This window comes from Alkaliphilus transvaalensis ATCC 700919 (assembly GCF_000621485.1).
Lineage (GTDB): Bacteria > Bacillota > Clostridia > Peptostreptococcales > Natronincolaceae > Alkaliphilus > Alkaliphilus transvaalensis.
Genome location: NZ_JHYF01000015.1, coordinates 32,529 through 54,840, shown reverse-complemented (window position 1 = coordinate 54,840; position 22,312 = coordinate 32,529). Strand labels below are relative to the sequence as shown.

Sequence of the window (22,312 nt, the reverse complement as noted above, 5' to 3'; positions counted from 1 at the left end):
CAATGTTATTGACCACTTAGTTTGCATACTTATCAATTGTGATTTTAGTTTCTTCTTCTTCGCCAGAATTTTGAATATCCCAAATACGTTTGTATAGTCCTGGTTGCTTTAAAAGTTCCTCATGTTTACCCATTTGCACTACTTCTCCCTTTTCTAAAACGATGATTTTATCCGCTTCTGCCAAGGTAGCAATTCTATGGGAAATGATGATGGTCGTTGCTCTACTGGAACGTTCCTTCAAAGCCCTTCTGATAGAAGCATCAGTTTCAGTATCTACTGCGCTTAGGGAGTCATCAAATATAATGATTGGCGTATCTGAAATTAGGGTTCTAGCAATTGCCAACCTTTGTTTTTGACCACCTGATAGGGATACACCCCTTTCTCCAACAAGGGTTTCGTAGCCTTGGTTAAAGCCAGTGACTACATCATGGATTGAAGCTACCTTTGCAACTTCATATATTTCTTCTTCTGTTGCCTCATTCTTACCTAGACCAATATTTTCTTTTATGGTTTTTGCAAAGAGAAAGGGCTCTTGTAAGATTAAACCTACATTTCTTCTTATCCATTTTTTATCTATTGTTCTAAGTTCTCGACCATCTATTTTAATAGATCCTTTTTGATAATCAAAGAGTCTTGTTAATAAGTGAACCAAGGTACTTTTACCTGCACCTGTTGCTCCTAGTATGGCTAAGGTCTCTCCTTCTTTTACATCGAAGGTTAGATTTTTTAATACTGTTTTACCTTCTTCATATTGGAACTCTACATTTTTAAAACTAAGACTTCCAGTGATAGGAGGTTGATTTCCCGTCTCTTCCATTATTTCTTTTTCTTGAATCATAATTTCCTGAATTCTTTCAATGGCCACCATTGCCTTACCCATATCGGTAATTACTCGACCTAACTGTCTGATAGGCCATAAAAGCATTCCGATATATGTCAAGAAAACCACCATTGTTCCTAATGTAATATTTCCTACTGAAGTCCAGTAGATTCCTGCTATTAGCACCATTCCTGTTTGAAACATGCAAATTAAGTCGGACACAGACCAATACCAAGCAAACAAACGAATTAATTTATAGGTTAAATCTCTGTTTATACTATTTTTTTCTTCAAATTTATCTACTTCATAACTCTGTCTGCCAAAGGCCCTTACAACCCTTAGTCCTGTAAGATTTTCTTGTAGCGTTGTTGACATGCTTCCTTCTGCTTCATCCATTAATTTAAAAGCCTTCTTTACCTTTCTAAAAAAAACGATGGAGAAGCCAAAAATTAAAGGGATCAAAGCCAAAGATATAAGTGTCATTTTCACATCCATTGAAAACATAATATAGGCTGAAAAAACTAACATAAAAATTGCGCTACCAATTTCAACAAACTGGGCTGCTAAAAACCTTCTTATTGTATCAACATCTGATGTACAACGCTGAATTAAGTCTCCTGGTTCTGCATTGACATGATATTGATAGGATAGATGTTGTAAATGGTCGTATACATCATCCCTCATATTCTTTGCTACTGTTTCTGCAGCCTCAGCCGACCACTTCCCTTTATAAAACAGGAAAATACCCCTTAATAAAGTAAAACTAACTAATACCACAGCTGGTATCCAAAGGTTACGCCTTAAAAACGCTACTCCACCAATTTTATCAATCATATTTGCAATAAGTATTGGGGCGTTAAGTTCCTCTTGGCCTATTACTGAATCTATCGTGATCCTAATAATTAGTGGGCCAACTAAGGAAAATAATGTTGCTATCCCAATACTTATGATAGCTGCCATATAACGGCTCCTATTCCCCTTCATAAAATTCCATAATATTTTTATATTTTTCATGATAAGACCTCCCTGCTGGTGAATTATTCCTATTCACTCTCTGTAATTAATCTACCAGTCCTACTCTACTGTTCATACCCAGTCTCCCCCTTGATTAATTTAGTTTACTCAATTTATTTTAAAGCCAAATTCTGCCTTTAAAGAATTTTCGGTAGAATTTGTTGAAATACATTATTGCTTAATTTGCATTAGACCTGTATTAATACAAATTGAAAACTTGGCTGCTTAATGGGTTGCAATCTCGCTTTTTTTAGAAATAAAAAAAGCCCAAGAAGAAAGCTGCCCTCTTAGACTTTTTTTATATGTGTGTAAATAATTAGAGAATGTAAACAAGCACAAATAAAAGCCCAGATAAGCATATCCTTACCTGGGCTGATTATTTAAATCAGTTCAATTAGTAAAGATGATCTACTCTAGTCAACAGAATATTAAATTTTAACATTTTAACATTGCCAAACTTGATGCCTCTGCTAACTAAATTTTTCATATCATCCTTACCTCCTTGTTTAACATTTTAATTGTTTTCAACCTACTTTATAAAGTATACTACGGAATTATTTGGAATGCAATCTTTTTTTTGTAATTTTATAGAAATTTTATAATAAGTTGCAAATATCATGGCTTATTGTTTTTCAATATTATAAAAATTGCTAAGTATTCCAGTTTCATTATCTCTATTTATGAAGATTATTTTTTCTTACCTATATATAAAAAATGTTGACTTGTACCCATTAGATTTTTATCAGCACTCAATTGATAACCTATTTCTAACCATTTATGATACTGTTCTTCATCGAGGGAGCAAATTTCTTTTTCTTTGCATCCCAAAATATTTTCTACTCCAACAAAAGCCAACTCATGAATATCAAAATCAGACATTAAGTTATTGACTTCCTCTGGGCTTGTAAAATATGCGCTTGTAAATCCTTCGCCCTCTTTGTTTTCACCATCCTTTAGGTATTTTAACAGAGATTGAGGATCATTAATATCATATAGATGAGCTAGACTGTCTTGAATTGGAGCATACTTTGAAATAAAAGCCACAAAAATAATGCCACCAGATTTCAATAAATCTAATGCATTTTTTAAGGCCATTCTTCTATCGTCTTCTTTAATTAAATGATAGAGGGGTCCCATTAATAGAATCACGTCATATTTTTCCTCATATTCACTTAACTCCAGAGCATTACCCTGAATATATTCTTCAAGTTCAATATTTAATTCTCTAGATTTTGCTTTTTGCAACTTCAATATTTTTACGTGATAAATCTAAAAGTGAAACCTTATGGCCCTTTTCTGCCAAATAAAATGAATACCTACCTGGCCCACCACCTATATCGAATATTTTAAGAGTTTCACCTTTAATGTATTCGTCCATATACCTTTTTGTTATATCGAATTCTAATCTATGACGATCAAGTCGGGCCCATTCGTCGTAAACATTATCATACCAATTTTCAACCTCATTCATTTAATCATCCCCCTAACTAGCATATTTTTATTTAATGATTTATCGCCTTCTGTAAATCAATTAAAAGATTATTTCTATCATTTATCTATCGTTTAAATTGATTAATTAATTTACTAAGTCTGTAATGATACTGTTCTGTGTTCTTACAATATTTTCTTTCTATACTAATTATTTTTGAATTATTAGAGCTAGGATATAGTTGAAAAAATACGGATAAAATATAGGTTCAGATTATTTTATATTGAGTTTGATTGTCTCTAATTAATTTCAATATAGGCAATTACCAATTTAGCTCCACTAAAATACTGTTAGTTTATATTTGAATTTGTATTTGAATTTGTATTTAAATTTATTTAAATTTTGAATTACGACTGACAAAATCTTTATAGGTTCTCTACAAATTGAATTTTCAATCCATTAGGGTCCATTATATAAAAGAACTTTGTAAATGGATTTGGTTGAAAGGGACCACCCTCAACAGCTATACCCTTCTCTTTTACAAAATTTATCATTTCATCAACTGATTTTACTTCAAATCCCCATGTAATGTCTGATCCTACATTTACATCATTACTACTCGTATTATGTATTAGTTCTACCTTTGTTTCTCCATCTCCTAAAAATGCAATTTCCATATCTGGTCCAGCTTTAAATCTTTTGTCCACCGTAAGACCAACTATCTCTTCATAGAACTTTAATGATTCATCCATGTTTCTAACCCTCAATGTACTCCAACAAAATTTCATAAAAACCCTCCTTATTTTATAATTTAAGTCTTATATATTAAACATATTATATCATGTTTTTCAATCATTTCTTCAAGGTGTCTAAAGCTAACCACTGATATCCCCTGTAAGCTACCTCTTATAACAATCCATGTTGATGCAATACGCCTGCTTCTCTGCAATATTGTGGAAACTTCTCTTGATAAAATTTATACCTAGGGTCCGATGGTGTATCCAATAAATTATCTCTTTTTATAGCACGAATTATAATCCCACGAATGATATCATGTCGATATTGTGGTAATGTTTCAAATTTCTCATATATGAATTTTCCTTGTTCTTGATATTGAATTATTTTTTCATATACATCATCTATATATTCATAATCAACAATTGGTACTGGCGAACTCGATGTTGCACAAGTAAAAACACCAGTATTGTCATTGATTTGATAGTCACCTACACTATGATAGATATATCCACTTAATCCCTTATAGAAATACTCTAAAGCTCCACTAAACATCTCCTGAAAAACCAAAATTCCATCTTTCCGTATATCCAACATAGGCATTTTAAAGGGTACCTTTTCAGTGTCCCATATGTAGTGTAAGGCAAGTTGCTTGCTTGTAGTTAAATATACAAATGGTTCTTTTAAATTTGAGTAGGAAGAAGCAAATGACAGTAGTTCTTTAATCCCCGCTTTTGTTGTACCATGATAAAAGTCCATTTTTAATGACCTCCTATTTTATATAAAATGCTATCCCCGCCAGTATAATCTTTAACTTGCCACTAATTTAAACCCTTAAGGAACCACGGAAGCCTCTGACAGCATAGTAGGATTCTGCTCCATTGTGGTAGACGAAAACAGTGTCATAACGACGATCGCAAAAGATTGCCCCACCAAGTTTTCTAATATTAGCAGGTGTTTTCACCCAGCTGGAGGTCTTCATATCAAAATCTCCAAGTTTTTGCAGTTCTCGGTATTCTTCTTCTGTTAAAAGTTCAATACCCATGGTAGCAGCCATATCAACCGCACTATTTTCAGGTTTATGTGCTTTTCTTGAATCCAGTGCCTCACGGTCATAACAAATACTCCTACGACCTTTAGGGCTTTCCTTTGAACAATCATAAAAAATATATTCTCCCGTCTCTTTATCATGGCCTATAACATCTGGTTCCCCTCCTGTTCTTTCCATCTCATTAAGTGACCATAGTTTTTCAGAATTAGCTTCCAGCCTTGCTTGTATTTCTGACCATTCTAGACCTTTATGGCGATTCATGTTTTTCTCAAAACGAACTTCCAATGTTCTAAGAAGTTCTTTGCGTTGTTCTTGTGGCAACTCTTTTTTATTTATGATTTTATTACCATTTGTCATGTTAATCTCCCCTTCTATAAATTTGTTAGTAAAATTTGCATCCTGACAGTACAATCTAACTTTCTATTTATAGTTTTTCTCCATGAATTAGATAATGGAAAATATATATGGTCTTTAACTGATTGCCCCATATCCCTAAAACCGTCTCTGGAAGAATTTTCATTAATCCATTTAATAAGATGGTTACATTTTCCTGACAATAAATGATAATTACTTAATAACTCAAATGCCCCTATAAATCTACTTGCTTGTTTGGAACAATAATTATCTGGTGGGACATTAAGACTACTATCATAAATATAGTAAATGCCTTGTTCTGAATTAAGTATAAAATCTAGAAACTTATTTTCAATGTCCCTTGGTAAAATTCTAGATAGTAAAGCAACAATGTAAAAGTTCTGAAATCCCCACATATGTTTTTCATTTGATGATTTATGTACGTCAAAATAAGCTTCTTTATAATATTCATGATTGTAGGCTTCTTCTGAAAACCCATAAGTTATGATTTTGGCCCAGTCATTTGCTATTTCTAACGCTAGTACATTTGATGGATCAATTATTAACAACCATGCTGCAACAAACAATCTAGTTAATAAATCCCAATCGTGCTTCTTTTCTTTATAATCCCTCAAATCTACTTCTCTAAGTAAATATTTCTCCATATAAGCAAGGGCTTTTTTGATGGGCTCGTCCTCCTTATCTAAACCCAAGATAAGTAATCTTCGTAAGGCTTGTTCTGTTGTCATTACCGAACTAGAAGATTGACTCAAACTATGAAATTGTCCCCATGATCCATCATCCCATTGGAGCTTTGTAATTTCTTTTACCCATTTAGTTTGTAAAACATCATATTTAGCATTGATTAATTCTTTGTTATCTGACTTTAATTTGAGCACATCTCTCATTAATCGATATTTGGGTATAGGATCTAGATTCATTTCTAATAATTCTTCTCCCGTAATCAAATATTTTCCCTCCTATCTAAAAAGTTAGTGAAAAATCCCCTTAGATATTTTTCTTAATGAAAACTTATTTCAAGCTTAGGGATGTGGTATTTTAACAGTTTTCCTTTACTATATGGGAAGCACTGTAATGGCATAACCACCAACAATCAAACTTAAAATATTTGCTACAATAGCATAGGATATTGTAATAACTTTAGAATGTTCTTTTGTCAAATTTAAGAAGAACAACACTTCAGCTATTATTATGAATATTTCGATAAATATTAAGCCAAATATTAAATAGCTAGTTGTAGGAGTAAAGCTATTGATCCAAAGGTTTAGCGATCCTTGAGTAATCAAATTTATTATTAAAAAAGCTATCCATGATCTTTTCCGTCTAAACCCAAATAGCCAGAAAACTACTCCCTCTATAATAAGTGTCAAAGTTAAACGAAATGAGACTAATAGGATAGACCTTGACACTGATTTCCCTTGAATTAACCTTTGTGAATTTAAATTTAATGTATAAATATTATTATATTTTTGCAGTGGTTTATCTAAGGTAATCTTATAATTGTTATTTCCTGTATTAATGTTGAATACATATTCTTCAAAGCCTTTAATTTCGTGGGAATAAAAAGTGTAGTGTTTTTCAATTACTTTGTCTGTTTTCCTAGCTTGTGTAAAACGACCGCCAAATTCAATGCTTATCTCTAAATCATCTGGTGGATTAGGTACAATAATTAATATCGATGGTGGTTCGGCAGAATTTCCATAAGCAATGTTAGGTAAACAGATTATTGTCATTACAACTAGAAATAATATAGTAAACATTTTATTCACTCTTAACATATATTATCTCTCCCTACCTTTAATAAAAATCTTTGCTTAATGCTACTGGATATTGTTATCTTCAAAAGAATATCCTCTTACACCCTTTAAAATTAAATGAGCTATCAAGATTAATCTTATCTAAAACCCTTTCCCACCATAATAAACAAAAACAATTTTATCTAATATAGTCTTTAAATGACAACCCAGCTTCTTCTAATGAACTTCTCATAGTTGGTAATGAAGCTGGGCCAATACCATGAATTTTTAAAATTTCTTTTTCGGTATATTTTGAGAGTTTATCTAAAGTATCAATTCCCTCATGAACTAAGGCATTTCTGGCTGGTGCACTTAGTTTCGATAGAAAGTTATTTTCTGGCTTATTTTCTTTATCACAAGTAGGACAACTTGGGCAGTCACTATTTTTGTAATACTTATGGCCTTTTTCACAGACTCTTAATTTTTTTTCTGGTTTCATCATAATTCCTCCTCCTAATATCCCTATAGGATTTCTTATCCTTAGGTAGATTCAATGTTATATATTTCAATTTTGGGCGTTTTGCCAGCTATTCAGCAGACTATTTTAAACTACTTATTTATAAACTCCTCTATAATTAACAGGTAACAATTCTGCTATTTTCTTCATTATATATTTTGTGGAAAATTCTTCATATTCTTTTTTATCTTCCTCTTTTCCTCTCTTAGGAAATTCAAATTGTTTTCCAATATTGATATAAATATCCGCATAATTAAAGGTTTCTGAACTCATATCTCCTTCTTCATTTATAGGCAAAAGGTTTTCCGTCCCATATAATCCGATAGGTACAATAGGAGCTCCTGTCATTTTTGCGATCAAAAATATTCCTTTCTTTGCCTCTATCAAACTACCTACTCTACTTCTTGTTCCTTCTGGGAAAATTAATAAACTTTCTCCATGTTTGATAAGCTCAATAATTTTCTTAAGACCCTCTTTATCAGCAGTATTAGGTTTTATATTTATAGTCTTTATACCATTTACACCTATACTTGTAACAGCATTATTTGAAAGCTTTATACCTGCTACAAAAGTTGGATCAATTTCTTTTAAAACCTTGGCTAATACTAATCCATCTGAATTACTTAAATGATTAGATATAAAAATAGTAGGGAGTTTTATTCCCATCAGATTTTCCCTTCCCTGTAGGTTTATATTAGCGTATTTTTTTAAATAATGATCAGTAACTTTTTTAGATATGTATGCTACAAGTTTATCTGGAAGCATACTTATCATTTTTGCTGTTGTAGTGGATATCATTGCCTTATTCCTCCTGAATATTTCTATACTTAAAAATTACCGATTAAACACGAAAATCAGTGTTTTCAACGATTGTTCTCCTTAACTAAGCAATATGTAATATAAACTATTGATTCATTTATTTTACTATATTTACAAGTTCTAAATCTACCTTCAATCCAGAATGTTGCTTTGATGCAGTTATCTCCAATAATTAAATGGTCCTAGCTTATCTTTTGTCTAATATATGGGAAATTAGTAGTATCTATCTATTCATATAATAATGTGGATATTAACTTATTTTACTAACTGTATCTAATATTAATGACTTTGAAATATTCATTGCTTTTATAATGTTATTAAGGCGAGTGTGATGAGGTGTACCCTCCACAAATTTCAACTGTGCTTTTTCGCATTTACTAATAATTGAAGATACTGGAGGTAGAGCTTCTGTCAATTCTTCTTTTGAATATTTGTCTGTAACATCTTCATCTGTTATTATTAATTTTGAAATATTCATTGCTTTTATCCTGTTTTTAAGAAGTGTATGCTGAGATGTGCCCTCTGCAAATTTTAGCTGTGCTTTTTCACATTTACAAATCGTTGAAGATACAACTGTTAGTGCTTTTAGTAATTCTTCTTTTGTATATTTATCCATGGTATTACACCTCAAATTCTTATTTATCTATTTTAAAATACCAACATAAGATATCACAACTTTAAACATTCTTATCCCTCAGTGCTATCCCTAATATCAGTAACTCCACCATGTAAATAATCTTCATGTGGAAATCTTTTACATGCTGACCTATATAATTCTACTTAAACATAGTCTAATTGCCTTCTAATGTATCCCTGTTCCATACCCACGTAGATTATTGTATGAACATTTAGAATAATCACTTTGCTAATTTTACTTTTTATTAATACAGAAGGCTTATTATCTCTAATGCAGCAAATCAAAGTACTTTCTATAAAAATAAAAGGTTATTACACCGAAAATATATATTTTATATCGAATAAAACAGTTTTACTTTAATTATTTTAACATAAGAGAACTAGCTATGCTTCAAACTTTTACACTTCCTTTAAGTAATCAAACAAGGTCAAATCATTAGAAATCTTATGTTCAGCTATCTTCCTATAACCCAATTTCTCGTACAAGTGATGATTAGCAAGACTAAGGTGAGGTGTATCAAGATCCCATTTTGTTGCTTCTGGAAAATAGTCTTCGATTAATTTAATAGCATTAAATCCATAACCCCTATTATGATATGATGGGTCAATATAAACTCTATTTAATCGGTAATGGCTTTCACTTCTTTTTCGTATATCAGCACCTCCAATAATTTCGTCTTCAAGATATATTGAAAAATAGATAAAATTCTGTATTTTTTCTTTAAGCCTTTCCAACGTTTCATTATATGGATTCATTTTATCATTATATTTTTGCATATCACTAATAAATGCTCTTTTTTGTATTGTCCAAAGCACTTCTGCCTCTTCTAATTTTGCTCTTTCAATAAATAATGTCACATTATCTACTCCTTCTATTAATTAATAGGCATTTCCGATAATCTAACTTCTTCAGGGTCAAAAATCATACTACTATCAACTGAATCCAATAATTTATTTACAGATGTTTTTTTTCCCAACTCTAAAAGCTCCGGTTATCGAAATGATCATCGTTAACATCCCCTTACCTCCTCTATCTTCTATCACTTTAAGCACTGCATTGTTGCATATCCTTAAATTTGTACCAAATTATCCTAAATATATAATTACTCTACATGCTACAAACCTAGTATGTAGTCCTCTACTTCCATAGAAAAACCACTACCCAGCCCTTTGCATCTTAAAATATTAATATATTTTTTGAAGGAATCTACATAATTGCAATTACGATTCCATAACTCTAATCCACCCTTACCTTCTTCTTGAAACAATACTTGTGCAATATAATATCCTACTATGTAATTTGGTATAGAGTCTTGAAAATACCCGAATACAGCTTCGTTTGAAAAATTATTTTTTATTTCGCATTCTCTAATACAATTATCTAGGTTTTGAAAATATTCTAATCTTTTATCAAATCTTTCTTTAGATATAAATGCAAACCCATCATACTTTTTTTCATATTCAAACTGAACTAAAGTAGCTACCCCTTCTTCCATAATATGATACATAAAAGTCTTCAAATAATTTTCCTTTGTAAAATCATAGGGCTGTATTTCAGCTTCCCTTCTTCTAGAATGATAATATTCATGAGCCATTATATCTTCTAAAAATTCTATATCGTCAGCTAATAAAGCTAGATTTATATAACATTCACCATCTTTTTCCGAAAAACCATAATCCCATCCCCCTCCATATATATGTATCGTAAAATTATCTTCATAAATATCTAAAGGAGCATATCTACTAATTCTTTCCCGTAGTACTTGTTGTATTTCTTTACTATTATTTCTTAACTCACTAATCTTATCTTTAATTTGAGATTTATATTTTGCAATATAGTTAAATCCATAAGTTTCTTTAGCTCCACTTCCTGCTAATGTTAACTTTAGACAACTTTTTATACTCTCCTCTGAAGTTTGTCTATGAAGATTCTTTTCATGTTCGATAAACCCTTTGAATTGCTCACAGTTTATAAATTCCACAAATAGTTCTTCATTAAAACTATCTTCCTCAAAAATTTGAATTAAAGTTTCTAGTCCTTCAAACCTAAGATTCATATCATTACACCCCTCATTAACATTTTGTAGGAGTAATAACACTCCCCCACTATTGACTATATAAATTCATTTCCAATCTACTCTAAAATAGTAATGTTATCTCCAATAATTAAAATGGCTTGGTTATCGGTTAATTTAATTACTTGTTACCTGTTTGATTTTATAAACCAAAGATAAATAACCAATATAATATTGCTTATTAACACATCAACTTATATTTTTTTAGTGACTTTTCCATGTTATTTTTCATTAATATCATGTCTCCTAAGAATATATCCACTAAAAGCATACCCTCCATCTGATACTCTTGTCTAACAACCTGTGCGCCATGTTTATGATAAAAGCCATTGGATGGTGAATAATGTGGATTATATATAACAATCTTCTCCATCCCCTTAGCTAAATAAAAATCTAATGCATGGATTATCATCATTAGAGAAATTCCTCTTCCTCGATGGTCTGGATACACCCAAAGACCGTTTAGTTCTATCCCTTTTTCAGGGATATCGTAAGTCTCAGCAAAACTGCAAAAAGCTACTCCAAGCATCTTATCCTCTTCAAATGCACCAATAAGCAAACGAATATCCTCATGTTCTTGGGCAGTATTCTTCCAATTCGCCCAAAAGTCAAGTTCTTGAGAAACAGAGAGGGTGTTTTCAGCCTTTCCCGCCAATTCTTCCGTCCAACACATAACCTTTAATTCCATCGCTTGTTGCATATCTTCTTCAGTCAATTCTCTAATATTAATCATTAGCTCACTCCCCCAATGTAAAAAGAATAAAATCAAAAATACTCCAAGAAATAATTAGACCGCTTTAGTCCCCATAGGTATCAAAAACTTAAACAGTATATCTCTCATTCCAACTTTTAGGAAAAATAAGTTCATTCCCATAGAAATATCTAATCAGCTGGCCATGATGCTGAATCTCATGCTCTAATAAAGCTAGAAGTAATTCTGTTTGTTTTTCATTCAATTCAGTATTGTTCAAGAAATCTAAGCTATCCTCAGCACTATTATTGAGGCATTTCAAAACTTTGCTCTTAGATGTTGTATCATCATAATATCACACCATGGAATAATTTACATACGAGTATGATAGATAAACATGTCATGATTTACTGGCGCAACTCTATCCTCTTTTTTTACATATGCATCTATTTTATCTTCTCCGTTAATTTTTAAGTTGCTAAATTTAATAGGGATTCCTCTACCAAAATAAAAATTAGGGTGATCTTGAAAATGAAAATGCAGGTGTGGTTCTGTTGAGTGTCCTGAGTTTCCACATTTCCCAATTATTTGTCCTCTTTTTACTAAATCCCCTTCCTTTACTTCAAAGCTTCCAGGTATAAAATGAGCCATAAAACAATACTCTTTATCTTCATGTTCTATCATTACAAAGTTTCCTCTAAAATCTTTCGCCAAAAAGTCTAATGTCATAGTGCCTGGTTTTGGATAATCTCTAATGCCATCTTTAATTTTTATCACTTTTCCATCTGCAGGAGATAAAATACTTTTACCATAGCAATGATAATCCTTAAGATTATCTCCATTATTTACGTGTCGCTTATTTTTCGAATCAGCTACTACGAAATCGTAGGCATAACGTTGATTTATAACATCCCATGAATGAGAATCTTTTCTCTCAATACCACCATTTAAAATTAACCATTCATCTGTAAACGGTAACGTATATTTACCCTTTTGCTGAAAATCTTCAACTTTTGAAAGACGTATCATCCCTATAATTTGGTAAATCATTTGTACAAGTTGAAATGGATTTAATAAAGTCAACATTGTAGAAGTAAAGTATTTAATAAGAGTTTTAGCATTACCAGACCTTTCAGCTGGTTCTGGTAGTGGAAAAGGCTCTTTTTTATTATTTCCATCTTTAGTACCCTCAAAAGAATCGCTTAACAAAATCATTAAAACACCAATCAAAATTGCTATAGCTATTAAGATATAAAAATCTGAAAATAATAAACCTATAAAATATAGAATTATTCCCATCAAACTTAGGATTTTCAGCAATGAACTAGTGTTTTTCACCCACGGAAGAGCTAGGGCAGCAAGGATAAATCCTGTTATAAGCAGAATTCTAATTATGTTTACTAAATCTTGTGGTGGATATATAGTTCGCTCTACTACCATCAGCACTATTTGAAGTACCAATGATACCTCCGATATTTTTTTTAAAATTAAAAATAAGGTTTTTCTATTCATATAAATATATCCCTTCCTAATTATCTTAAATCTGTATGGTATTATATAGATGTCACATTGTGTGTGTGACCTTCCATCTATTCTCGATGCCCTCATCATTGGAGAAAAGTCCTTCATTACTTTTCTCTAGGGTGTACAAAAGGAGCTTATTACTCTTTTTTGTGTCGAAGTCTTTCATGTAGAAGCCTTGCCTCTTCTATTTCTACCTGCATATGATTCCAAAAAGCTATTAACGAGCCTAAAGTCCATCCAGGGAAAAAGAATAACATTATAGCAATTAAATCTTCTTGTGAAAAACCTTTAAATGGACCAATGATTAGTAAAAGTAACCATGTTATCCCGATTAATATTTGAGATCGTTTGAAATAATCTTTCTTTACTAACAGTGGTACACTAAGGGAAAATATCCCGATTAAAATTATCCTTATAACGAATAGCATTTTGTACAGCCCCCTTTTATTACACATTTTTCATCTGTTGTTCAGTATCAACAAATAAAAAGATTAACTTAACATCCTACTCTGCTAATGGGTTTTCAACTAATATCGTTGTTTTTCTACAACTTTAAACTAGCCCTCAAAATAGTCCACACAAAGTTACATGAGTTTTTTTATCTTCATGATGTATAAAGCTTTAGCGCTTCCAGTCTTTTTGCTCCTTCAAACGCTTTCTGTAGAAATTCTTCTGCCGATAAGTCCTTATAGTCCCAATTCATAGCCTCTATTGCAGTAGCACCCGAATAACCTGTTTCTGCAATTTTTTTCATTGTTATGGACCAATCAATGGTACCTTCAAAGGGTAACTGGTGTTGATTATACATTCCGCCGTCATCATGCAAATGTAATGCCATTAACCGGTAGCCATACATGGATAATAAATCTTTGTCGGGATAATACCGGTAATGATGCCCGCTGTCATAACAGAATCCGATACGCAGAGAATCCACTTGCTCCAACACATATGTCAAATTGGCAAAGTTTCGTAAATTTTCCAATGCAACATTGACACCTAGCTTTTCAGCTTTGTCAGTAATTCTCTTAATTCTATCCAGCCCCAATGCACTATATGGATTGTCTTCATTGGGCAGGTGCATCACCATTGTCGGAATCTCAAATTTGGCACAATCTACAATACATTGTAAATAACAATCTGTTAAGGCTTCACCGTCTAGATTGTCAAGCCAGAGGCTGTTTTGGTTTTGAACCGGTGTGTGGATATTTTCAATAAAAAGACCAGCTTCTCGTGCAATTTGTGGCCCGTTGCGGTAATCATTCCCACCAAAGATGTCACGACCAAAACCATCACTCCACCATAATAAAACACCATCAAATCCTGCTTCTTTTATTAACCGATAACGTTCCTTATTGGGCAGTTCATAGCCGAACCAATCATAAATAGTAACCATAAGCCACTTCCTATCTTTCTTTTTATGTCATATCTTTAAAATTTGACCTCGATACAGTACCTATATGTAATATTTAAACATGTTATAATGAATATCCTCTACGAAAAGTAAATCATTACTACTTATAATCCTTCTCTTTATGAACTAATATCTCGAAAGTATTAGAATTACTTTATTCTAGTTGCCCTAGGAAGTAAAACAAATCCGTCAAATTGTTCCTTAGGGATGATGTTTAGCATAGTGTAGTGATAGTTTATATAGATTGCTTTCTCAAGAAATAATACATCATCTAGAGATAAAAAAGCCCTACGTTCATCAACTAGACTTTCGATAATTCTAAATAATTCATCCCTTCTGCCACTACTCGTAATATCAATTGTTTTGTATTCAGTATCTCCCCATTTAATTTCTCCTTTTACCGGTACCACCACTAGGGAGTAGCTCTTATTATTGGTGTAAGGACTTTGATGTTTAAGATGCTCTCCAAGCCATTTGTTTTCTGTACCTAAAAAGTGGCTGTTTTGAGCATGATAAAAGCCAACATTAATAATAGTACCATGATTAGTTCCCTTTAAGTATTCATCTACCATATTTTTTATAAAATCCTCTCTAAGTTGGCTACGCAACTGCACATTTCCACCTTCTAAGGGTTTTCTACATATAATACTCTGTAGCTCAATCTCTACAATATCTAAAATCCTGTGGTAGTATCTCTCGCCCCAAACTTCAATTAAATTAGCTTCTTCAGCTATCAGCTTGTAATAAAATTCTTCTACATGTTCATAAAACATAATATCTTCTATGATGCTTTTGTCGTCATCAAAGACAGATAAAAATGCTTCTACTGGCTCTTTGTATTCCAGCAATCCCATTTGAAGCATTGTGTTTAAAGAGACTCCTATAAAGGTTGGACTGTGGTTAATGTCTATAGCTCTCACTCTTATTCTCTCTTCCTCAGGAACATTTTGGTTAAAATCTCTAATGCGTGAAATATCTGCCTGTGGAAGCTTTTCAAAATAAGCTGGCAGTTGGTCTATTAGTCCCCATGTATAATCCTCCAAAATCCATCCTAACGAATGAGACATTTCTAGAAGCAGTTGATCGAATTGATTATAGTATTTTAAATCCAACATTAGATCCGTTACAAAATCTTTATGTTCCTGTATCCCGTGATACTCTCCTACTATTACTACTTTTTTATCCTTTAGTCTTTCAATTAATTCGGTTGGGATAACTGTCTCATCAAATACAACAATATTACTCTCAATGCTCTTTCTTAATGAGTTATCGCAGGCAGTCAATAACAATGTAATTGAAGTAAAAGTAAAAATAAATATGAATATACATATCTTTTTACTTATTTCTCTGTTCATCTATTTAACCCACTTTCATCTAAAATATTCCTATTAAACTAATTATTGGAACTATACATTATACATAAATTACCTCATAACTTTTTACTGCACAGTATTTCACAAAATATGTATTAGTTCCTCCCAACACCTTTATGCAAATGTTGGTTATATGATGGATTCAAATTAGTACCGTGTCTTAACATTATTATATTTATGTTTACAACGTAATAAGTATTTTTCAAGAATACCCGCATCAAAGTTTAAATTGAAACAAATAAAACATTGCAATTTAGCTTTCTCTTTCGTAATACTTAAGCCTTTTAAATAGTCCCAAAGAAAATTATCATTATTTGAAGGTTGACCATATGGATATCTTGGCGATTTAACAGGAACTAAATGATCTAAAAAACGCACTATAACATGATCACCTTTTGATTCACGCTTTCCAACGTATAACACTTTTCCCTCTTCATTTGCAATTACATAAACTCCATTGCATCTTGTATTTATTTCCATAGGGGTATTGCTATCGAAAACAATTAATTCTTGTTTTAAAATTTTATTGTAAACTGCATTGCCCTCTTGTCCACCTGTTGAAACCCATTTTCTCTTAACGTTTTTTAATTCATTATCAATAAATTTTATATAATCTTTAGAATTAGTAGTTGGAAAAGAAAAGATGGGAGATAAATGTACATAACTATAATTGCTATGTTGTTGAAAAAAATATTTTGTATTTTGATACAACTCATTTATATTTATAGAAGCTTCATTATTTATACTTTCTATAAGCCTTAATGTGTTTATCCTTAATTGTAAATCCATCAAAAAGTCACTTGCACCATTATCAAATAGCTTTTTTGCAAGTATCTGTTTATCTGTATCATTCAAGATTGAATACTTATAAGCTAAATTTAAAATGTTTTGTTCAACAATCTCTAGTTTCATATATACACACCTCTGGTAAATATTTAATTTTTAGTGTTTTGCTCTGTCAAATAACATTTAAGCATTTGCCGATACATTAATGCCGAGGTTTTTTAAGATTTCGTGATAACGTATTGTTGCCAATACACTAGGAAAATGTTAAGCTGCTCGCTAACTACTAGTATTCAATTATCTCCTCCAATTCTTTCACCTGATTAGTTGTTAGTTTTGCATAATTCCGATCTGAACCGTTTGGTATTAATAAAGTTCCTCCTTCTTCATTAATCCATATATGATGAAAGCCTATAAAATATCCTTCCTTATGTACAATTTTAAGAACGAACTCTGGATAGGTTTCTGGCACCCATTCACTTTCTTCAAAGATTAATTCCCCCAGTATACGCTCATACTGAGCTATCTTTTTTTCTTCTCGAACTTCTTTATTGAACTTAATAGCAAATTCTCCCACTTGTTCTCCTACCACAAGCACTTTGTTAGGCATCGTTATTCTGCCATACCACTCTCTTATAGGAAAGAATAGTATTGATCCAATAAGTATAATTACAAATATTTTTTTCATGTAACTACTCCTCCCTTCTCACTTCTGTCGTACTATTAGGTTTTAAGGTTTTAAGGTTTCATTTCTTGGTAGTATGTCTCCTTTTATTAATATTCTAGCTGGGCTACCGTCATTTGCTCTGTAACTAACTGTAAACAATAACGGAAGTCCTTCTGCTAAGATTGGATGTATTGTTTTTGTAGGATCTTGGCGCTGATGGTGTATATGAAGATGTGGTTCTGAGGTGGTGCCTGAGTTTCCTACTCTTCCCAAATAATCACCAGCTTTAACTTCATCACCGACTGATACTGCGATAGTCCCCATTTGAAAGTGTGTAAGTAACAGATAAGTTTCAGTAGATTTTACATATATGTATACGTGATTTCCTGCAAGACTAGTAAAAGTTTCTGTGTTAGGAGGTATATCGGGTTCATTATCATAGGCAGCTATTACAATACCCTCTACAGGCGAAAAGCACTCTAACCCATATATTCCATACTCTTTCAGGTTTATCGCCCCAGTATTATATGGTGCCTTAACCAAGTCATAAGCATAACGCTCTGATGCCCATATCACATGTGGTTTATTATCTTGTGCTGAATTTCCTCCCCAACCTATAATGACATCTTCTTTAAAAGGGGATACTATAACAAGGTCATCTGAAGCTTCATGGGAAGATGGATAGACGATTTCTGTAAGGCCAAGAGTGATGCTAAAAGGAATAATCATAACAATGCTTAGCAGTATGCTAAATAATGCCTCTTTTCTTATTTTTCCTTCTTTGAATAGTCTTCTAAATATCATAAATATACTTATAAGAAAATAGAAGAACCCCACTAATGGAATGATGATTAAAAGCATAGTCCAACTTAGTACTCTAACCATCCCACTACCAAGTATTAAAGCGATCCAGATCCCGACTAAAACTAGAGTAGAAAATAAATTTATTTGCTTCATATTTGGCTTTAAATTCTTCATTAAACTCCCAACCTTTTTCTATATATTTCAGCTAATAGTCTCGTGTTTCAAACCTCTTCAAACTGATCCCCATAGCTAAACAAACTTAAAGAATCTTCGTTACTGAGGGGATGAGGTGTTGGACCTTTTCCTTAAAATGTACCATTGCACCATTACTCACAATTTTCATTAAGCTAAGATCAATCTATCTATTAATATTTTTTTCCATGTTAATTTGACCACGTTCAGATATCTTTTCATATCCCAGACCTTCATACAGTCTAATAGCCTTTCTATTATCCATATCACAAGCTAAAAAACTTCTCTTAGCGCCATTTTTTTTGCCCCAATCTATGGCAAAAGACATTAGATTAAGTCCAATTTTTTGTGAGTGATAATTAGGATCAACAGCAACCTCACGTATCCATAATACAGTTCCCTTAGAACTATCAAAACCATATAAACTTACACAACACACACCTATAATCTTATTATTAATCTCAGCTACATAAACCTGTGAATTTTCTTTCTCATACCAATCTTTAATCCAATCGACAGATTCTCCATAATACCCTCTTGAAATACCTTTACAAGATTTTGTTATTTCGGAAGCAACGTGGTATTCTCTATCTATTATATTTCTTATGATTAATGACTTGTCCTGTTCATAGCAAGATTTTTCTAATTTGTTATTCCAAAAATCAACCCATTCACTAGATATTTTAAATCCATAAGCTTCTAGTTCCGGAACAATCTCTTCTGGAATAAATTCTATATGTATTTTTTTTATCTCCTGATCAAAGGACACACGATTAATTAATTCCTTTAATCTAATCATTAATTTAGTAGGGGAATTTGTAGCCCAGTCTATTTTTAATCTTTCTGATTCTTTTGTATAAATAACCAAGGCTTCATCATCATCCGCTAATATTTCTGCATTTAATATATCTTCTGATTCTATATACTCCAATGATTTGTATTTGAATTTCTCAGCTTTCTTAATCAAATCCAACATAATCATACCATCTCCTATAATTTTTTCTCTTTATGGCTCTGTAATTAAAGCTACTTCATTTAAGAACAGTTTAGTAGTATTTTTGTCATTTTATATACTATACTCTTTTTCTTTTCGCAAAACAACAACTACATTTAAACTAAAAATAATAAAACTAACAATAACTATACCAAAAAGTCTCTTAGCCCAAGTCATGTGCTCTAAAGCGTTATTATCTGCTAAAACACCCTTTCATTTAGTACTATCCCTCTGGAGGATTTAGTGGGTCGTATAGAACAATTATTGGAAGTAGTTTTGAATGCATTAGAAAATTATAATACGCTCCATCAGAATCTTTAAAAACAGCAAAATAGTCTCCATGTGCAGAAGAATACTCCATTTTCACGTAGATTAATCCTTGATCTCCATAATTTTTTTCAATATAATTTATTGCAGTCATTTTACCTATCTGTTGAGGAATAATACCACTAATCCACAACACTATAATCATCAAAATAACCATTATTATTGCTATTTTTCTTTTCTGTATCTTCAATTCCCATCACCTCTATCTGCTTTCAATAGTTAAATTAGATTTCTAACGCTCTAAAGTAAAAGCAATATACTAAACACTCAGAAATTGAGAGGACTCTTAAAGCTTTCGTAATCGACTAAGGTTATCTAACTAATAACTATATTGCCATATCACTACACAATCTCCTTAAGTTTCTCAAGATATGATATTAGGGTGTCATTAAAATCCTTTGGGTTATCTTGATGTGTAATATGATGGGCATTTTTAATCATCACAAGATAGCTATTGGAGCTACGAGAATGCCACTTAGTAGACAATTTTTTAATCAAACTAAGCTCATGATCTCCATATACCAAAAGCATAGGTTGTTTAAGCGGTTCATGGATACCTTGAACCATATCATTAATCATTTCCTTTATTAAATGAATAAGAGTCTTCTTTTCTAACTTATAGGAGATTTCTTCAAGATACGCTATTGTACTTGGATGGATTGCCTTGTGTTTAGCAAATGCCTTGTATAAATATTTTTTAGGATAGATATTTATGAAGAAGGAGTAAAAAGGATTGAAAATCTTTATCCAGCTAGGATATTTAGGATATAGAGAACCTCCACTAATATGAATAGTAGCAATTACCCTATGGGGATATTTTGTCGCTATCTGCTGTACAACAAAGCTTCCCATGGATACCCCTGCTATTATTGCTTTTTCAATATTCAATGAATCCAAAAGTCCTATTGTTATCTCTGCAGTTGTGGTAGAAAATCTTAGGTTTTCATCTATGCCAGATGACTTACCATGGTAAGGTAGATCTAATACAATCACTCGATAGCTATCTTTTAAAACCTGAATCTGTTCTTTAAAGGTTCGATAGTCCATAGCAACTCCATGTAAAAAAACTATTGTTGGAGATGCTTCTGAACCATGAACTTCGTAATAAATAGTTCCATTATTATTGTTATAATACATTCATAAACACATCCCATGTAAAATTTTTACTATTTATTTTTAATATTTTCTATACATTAATGAATTTGCTTAGCTTATCATAATACTCTATAAGCCCTTTATTATAAGCATTGGCTTTATAACCCTTATAAAAACCTTCTCTATCATCACTACATTTAAAATAATAATCAATTATTGCTAAGTCATAATAGGGGTCACCTATATCTACAAAACCCCAATCTATTACTTTATATCTCATATAATTATCTATTAGAATGTTTTTCGTTCGAAAATCCCCATGAATTAGCGATAACTGTTTTCTTTTAGGTTTATTTAAATTGAGCCACTCCAGCATTTTTTCCGGCGGTTCTTCTTCAAACTCTCCAGCATCTATCATATCATTTTCCATGTTAATTCTTGACATCTCAAGTTGCTCATCTAGCCATCTGCCCTCTGAATCTTCTCTGTTATAGAAATTATGTACTTCTGATAAGATTTGCCCTAGTCCTTTCCATATCTTAGCTCTCTCTTCTTCAATTTGACAATTGATTAATTTTTCTCTAACACTTTCCCCCTCAAAATATTCCTCAATTAAGTAGGCATAGTTTTTCATTGACTTAGATTTAAATATTTGAGGAATAAAATGTCCACCTCCATCAATACTTATGTTCTTCAGTGCCTCAGCTTCTCTCATCAACTCAGTCATCCTATATAATCCCATAGAGATTTTCAATACTCTCTCAATACCATCATCCTTAATTTTATAAACCCTACTTATTCTACCTCCAGTTAATGGTATCGCATCATCTAATGTATTAAATTCTTGTTTTAATAAGCAATAAGGATCTTCTATTAAAACTTCCCTTTTAATATTCTTGATAAGATCTGTTGTTATTTCATGATATCTAGTTTTCATTGTAAGTCACCTCACTTTCGATATAAAATATACTAAACTATAAGTATCAATTAAGTAAATTGCATAATACCATAACAATGAATTTATATTCATATGGTATGGCATTATTTTTATACATATTATCCTTATAATTCATAATATTACCATAGCTATGTAAAGTAAAAGAGTTTCTTTTGAAACTCCTTTTAATAAGCTATTCTAATCGACCATAAAACCTCCAAGTAAACCTTAATATTTTCTATTTCTATCTTATTATGTGGTCCAGACTCATTCTTTACAGATGTATAAACTTCTACTGAAAAAGATT

The 22,312-nt window shown here is 31.8% G+C and carries 26 protein-coding genes; all 26 read right to left on the bottom strand.

Annotation, left to right across the window (positions count from 1 at the left end):
* Window positions 1-16 precede the first annotated feature (16 nt).
* Window positions 17-1,834, bottom strand: a complete 1,818-nt coding sequence (locus T335_RS20550) for an ABC transporter ATP-binding protein (RefSeq protein WP_034328377.1) — start codon at window positions 1,832-1,834, stop codon at window positions 17-19.
* A gap of 687 nt (window positions 1,835-2,521) precedes the next feature.
* Complete coding sequence (locus T335_RS20545) at window positions 2,522-3,079, bottom strand: class I SAM-dependent methyltransferase (protein WP_242837292.1); 558 nt, start codon at window positions 3,077-3,079, stop codon at window positions 2,522-2,524.
* Window positions 3,060-3,305, bottom strand: coding sequence for a class I SAM-dependent methyltransferase (locus T335_RS22700; protein WP_242837291.1), 246 nt, complete (start codon window positions 3,303-3,305; stop codon window positions 3,060-3,062). Before T335_RS22700 ends, T335_RS20545 begins: the two co-directional genes overlap by 20 nt.
* 383 nt (window positions 3,306-3,688) lie before the next feature.
* Entirely contained in the window at window positions 3,689-4,051 is a 363-nt protein-coding gene (locus tag T335_RS0111655) for a VOC family protein (RefSeq protein WP_026477714.1), read from the bottom strand.
* 118 nt (window positions 4,052-4,169) lie between these two features.
* Window positions 4,170-4,757: a hypothetical protein gene (locus T335_RS0111650; RefSeq protein WP_026477713.1), complete on the bottom strand. Its 588-nt coding sequence runs from the start codon at window positions 4,755-4,757 to the stop codon at window positions 4,170-4,172.
* Between the two features lie 67 nt (window positions 4,758-4,824).
* A complete protein-coding gene (locus T335_RS0111645; RefSeq protein ID WP_330371229.1) occupies window positions 4,825-5,460 on the bottom strand; it encodes a DUF4256 domain-containing protein in 636 nt (211 codons plus the stop codon).
* The gene (locus tag T335_RS0111640; RefSeq protein WP_026477711.1) at window positions 5,421-6,371 is read right to left on the bottom strand and encodes a hypothetical protein; all 951 of its coding nucleotides are present in this window, start codon (window positions 6,369-6,371) and stop codon (window positions 5,421-5,423) included. The genes T335_RS0111645 and T335_RS0111640 overlap by 40 nt, the downstream gene beginning before the upstream one ends.
* 108 nt (window positions 6,372-6,479) lie before the next feature.
* On the bottom strand, window positions 6,480-7,202 hold the full coding sequence (locus T335_RS0111635; protein WP_026477710.1) for a hypothetical protein: 723 nt from the start codon (window positions 7,200-7,202) through the stop codon (window positions 6,480-6,482).
* 157 nt (window positions 7,203-7,359) lie between these two features.
* Window positions 7,360-7,662: an RNA polymerase alpha subunit C-terminal domain-containing protein gene (locus T335_RS0111630; protein ID WP_242837290.1), complete on the bottom strand. Its 303-nt coding sequence runs from the start codon at window positions 7,660-7,662 to the stop codon at window positions 7,360-7,362.
* Between the two features lie 111 nt (window positions 7,663-7,773).
* Complete coding sequence (locus tag T335_RS0111625) at window positions 7,774-8,475, bottom strand: lysophospholipid acyltransferase family protein (RefSeq protein WP_026477708.1); 702 nt, start codon at window positions 8,473-8,475, stop codon at window positions 7,774-7,776.
* 271 nt (window positions 8,476-8,746) lie between these two features.
* Window positions 8,747-9,112: a hypothetical protein gene (locus T335_RS0111620; RefSeq protein WP_026477707.1), complete on the bottom strand. Its 366-nt coding sequence runs from the start codon at window positions 9,110-9,112 to the stop codon at window positions 8,747-8,749.
* Window positions 9,113-9,531: 419 nt separating this feature from the next.
* The gene (locus tag T335_RS0111615; RefSeq protein WP_026477706.1) at window positions 9,532-9,990 is read right to left on the bottom strand and encodes a GNAT family N-acetyltransferase; all 459 of its coding nucleotides are present in this window, start codon (window positions 9,988-9,990) and stop codon (window positions 9,532-9,534) included.
* Window positions 9,991-10,247: 257 nt separating this feature from the next.
* On the bottom strand, window positions 10,248-11,189 hold the full coding sequence (locus T335_RS0111610; protein ID WP_026477705.1) for a DUF5700 domain-containing putative Zn-dependent protease: 942 nt from the start codon (window positions 11,187-11,189) through the stop codon (window positions 10,248-10,250).
* Between the two features lie 199 nt (window positions 11,190-11,388).
* Window positions 11,389-11,940, bottom strand: coding sequence for a GNAT family N-acetyltransferase (locus tag T335_RS0111605; RefSeq protein WP_026477704.1), 552 nt, complete (start codon window positions 11,938-11,940; stop codon window positions 11,389-11,391).
* An 88-nt stretch (window positions 11,941-12,028) separates the two neighbouring features.
* Window positions 12,029-12,220 (bottom strand): hypothetical protein, encoded by a 192-nt coding sequence (locus tag T335_RS0111600; RefSeq protein ID WP_026477703.1) that lies wholly within the window; start codon window positions 12,218-12,220, stop codon window positions 12,029-12,031.
* Window positions 12,221-12,270: 50 nt separating this feature from the next.
* On the bottom strand, window positions 12,271-13,410 hold the full coding sequence (locus T335_RS22845; RefSeq protein ID WP_051569280.1) for a M23 family metallopeptidase: 1,140 nt from the start codon (window positions 13,408-13,410) through the stop codon (window positions 12,271-12,273).
* Window positions 13,411-13,559: 149 nt separating this feature from the next.
* Complete coding sequence (locus tag T335_RS0111590) at window positions 13,560-13,850, bottom strand: hypothetical protein (RefSeq protein WP_026477702.1); 291 nt, start codon at window positions 13,848-13,850, stop codon at window positions 13,560-13,562.
* A 176-nt stretch (window positions 13,851-14,026) separates the two neighbouring features.
* Window positions 14,027-14,815 carry a sugar phosphate isomerase/epimerase family protein gene (locus T335_RS0111585; RefSeq protein ID WP_026477701.1) on the bottom strand — a complete coding sequence of 263 codons (789 nt, stop codon included), beginning with the start codon at window positions 14,813-14,815 and terminating at the stop codon, window positions 14,027-14,029.
* A gap of 167 nt (window positions 14,816-14,982) precedes the next feature.
* Window positions 14,983-16,188: a hypothetical protein gene (locus T335_RS0111580; protein WP_026477700.1), complete on the bottom strand. Its 1,206-nt coding sequence runs from the start codon at window positions 16,186-16,188 to the stop codon at window positions 14,983-14,985.
* 165 nt (window positions 16,189-16,353) lie between these two features.
* Entirely contained in the window at window positions 16,354-17,118 is a 765-nt protein-coding gene (locus T335_RS0111575; protein WP_026477699.1) for a hypothetical protein, read from the bottom strand.
* 157 nt (window positions 17,119-17,275) lie between these two features.
* Entirely contained in the window at window positions 17,276-17,677 is a 402-nt protein-coding gene (locus T335_RS0111570) for a hypothetical protein (protein ID WP_026477698.1), read from the bottom strand.
* Between the two features lie 42 nt (window positions 17,678-17,719).
* A complete protein-coding gene (locus T335_RS0111565) occupies window positions 17,720-18,634 on the bottom strand; it encodes a M23 family metallopeptidase (RefSeq protein ID WP_207640673.1) in 915 nt (304 codons plus the stop codon).
* Window positions 18,635-18,818: 184 nt separating this feature from the next.
* On the bottom strand, window positions 18,819-19,628 hold the full coding sequence (locus tag T335_RS0111560) for a GNAT family N-acetyltransferase (protein ID WP_026477696.1): 810 nt from the start codon (window positions 19,626-19,628) through the stop codon (window positions 18,819-18,821).
* A gap of 241 nt (window positions 19,629-19,869) precedes the next feature.
* On the bottom strand, window positions 19,870-20,163 hold the full coding sequence (locus T335_RS0111555; protein ID WP_026477695.1) for a hypothetical protein: 294 nt from the start codon (window positions 20,161-20,163) through the stop codon (window positions 19,870-19,872).
* Between the two features lie 152 nt (window positions 20,164-20,315).
* The gene (locus T335_RS0111550) at window positions 20,316-21,110 is read right to left on the bottom strand and encodes an alpha/beta fold hydrolase (protein ID WP_026477694.1); all 795 of its coding nucleotides are present in this window, start codon (window positions 21,108-21,110) and stop codon (window positions 20,316-20,318) included.
* Between the two features lie 49 nt (window positions 21,111-21,159).
* A complete protein-coding gene (locus T335_RS0111545; protein WP_026477693.1) occupies window positions 21,160-22,005 on the bottom strand; it encodes an aminoglycoside phosphotransferase APH(3') in 846 nt (281 codons plus the stop codon).
* Window positions 22,006-22,312: the final 307 nt, after the last annotated feature.